The organism is Parasphingorhabdus sp., from assembly GCF_049667325.1.
In the GTDB taxonomy this organism is placed as follows: domain Bacteria; phylum Pseudomonadota; class Alphaproteobacteria; order Sphingomonadales; family Sphingomonadaceae; genus Parasphingorhabdus.
On sequence record NZ_JBATHY010000319.1, the window covers coordinates 1 to 1,812 of the forward strand.

3 protein-coding genes are annotated in these 1,812 nt (G+C 58.7%); all 3 read right to left on the reverse strand.

Translation table 11 applies throughout. The features are described 5' to 3' along the window. A partial coding sequence (locus WBM93_RS13895) for an SDR family NAD(P)-dependent oxidoreductase (protein WP_424432461.1) occupies positions 1-244 on the reverse strand: 244 nt, incomplete at its 3' end. 85 nt (positions 245-329) lie between these two features. Then, complete coding sequence (locus WBM93_RS13900; RefSeq protein ID WP_424432459.1) at positions 330-1,331, reverse strand: anion permease; 1,002 nt, start codon at positions 1,329-1,331, stop codon at positions 330-332. A 14-nt stretch (positions 1,332-1,345) separates the two neighbouring features. Continuing rightward, positions 1,346-1,812: DUF47 domain-containing protein (locus WBM93_RS13905; RefSeq protein WP_424432460.1), on the reverse strand; the 467-nt coding region annotated here is incomplete at its 5' end.

Consider the following 1,812-nt stretch of genomic DNA (forward strand, 5'->3'; position numbering starts at 1 on the left):
GTTCGCTGATCGCCGCGACCAGCGCTTCAATGCCTTCAACGTTTGACAGATCGGACGGGATGCCAATGCACTCGCCCAGTTCGGAAAGTTCCGCGGCTTTCGCCATCAGTCGCTCTTCCTTGCGGGCAGTGATGTAAACCTTTGCGCCATTTTCGAGCAGTCCGCGCGCCATCATCGCACCGATGCCGCTCGAGCCGCCGGAAACCACTGCTACTTTACCGCTGACATCAAATAAGGTCTTCATCGTCACGCTCGTTCTCCTGCTTGCTTTTCAGCCGACAGTCTTTTCACATCGCCCCGGAAAAGTCCACGCGCGAGCGGCGGGCAAGTTAAAATAGCCGCGTCAGCCAATAGAATAATGCGCCCACCGCCGCGCTGGCCGGGATGGTGATGAACCACGCCATAACAACCCGGCTGGCGACGCTCCACCGAACGGCCGAGGCCCGCCGGGCCGCACCGACACCGACCACGCTGCCGGTGATGGCGTGGGTCGTGGAAACCGGGATCCCCATGGCTGAAGCACCGAATACAACGGCAGAGCCGGCTGTCGACGCACAAAATCCGTTGTGGTGATTGAGCTTGGTGAGCTTGGTGCCCATGGTTTTGATGATCCGCCAGCCGCCGGAGAGCGTGCCCAGGGATATCGCCGCATAGCAACTGATAACCACCCAGTTGGGAACCGAAAATTCGCCGCCCAGATAGCCGGTCGAATAGAGCAGGACCGCGATAATCCCCATGGTTTTTTGCGCGTCATTGGCGCCGTGGCTAATCGAATAGGCGGCCGAGGACATCAGGTGAAAGACCTTGAACACCCCCTCTGCCTTGCGCGGCTGTACCGGCTTGAACAGCCATGATGTCACGAGCATCAGCGTCATCGCAATCATGAAACCGATCATCGGGGACAGGAAAATGGCGACCAGCGTCTTGGTCGTACCGGAAGATTCCACCGCGCCAAACCCGGCATGGGCTATGCCCGCGCCCAGCAGTCCGCCGATCAGCGCATGGCTTGATGAAGAGGGAATACCCTTGAGCCAGGTCAGCACATTCCAGAACATCGCCCCGACCAATGCTCCAAACACCACCGCAGGCGTCACCACGTCCTTGTTGATGATGCCTTTGCCAACCGTTTCGGCAACGTGCAGCCCGACCAGCCAATATGCGGCGAAATTTCCGCACGCAGCAAAGACAACGGCCGCAACCGGCGACAACAGACGGGTCGAGACCACCGTCGCGATGGAATTTGCCGCGTCGTGCAGGCCATTGAGAAAATCAAACGCGAGCGCGAGCGCGATAAGCGCAAAGAGAATCGGAAAGGCGATGCTGTGATCCATGGTTCCGCGCCGCTTCAGGCGTGATCTATCACGAGACCGTCGATCTCGTTTGCGACATCCTCAAACCGGTCCACCACGCGCTCCATATGCTGGTAAAGTTCGCGCCAGATGATAAAATGCAGCGTATCGGTGGCGCCATGGTCCTGAAACAGTTTTTTCAGTCCGACGGCGTGGATTTCGTCCGCATGGCCTTCCATCCGGACCAGCCGCTCGGTCAGTTCGTGGAGGCGCTCGCCATTGCCCGCCACATCGCGAAGCAGCGGCATCGCTTCTGCGGTCAGCCGCGCCGCATCGACAATGATCGCCGCCATATCGATCATTTCCTGATCGAAGCTCTGGACGTCATATAGTTCGACCGCACCGGCTGTTTTCTGCATTTCGTCAATCGCATCATCCATCGAAGCGATAAGGCTGGAAATGGCGCTGCGATCAAAAGGCGTCAGAAACGTCCGACGCACGGTGTTCAGAACTTCGCGGGTGA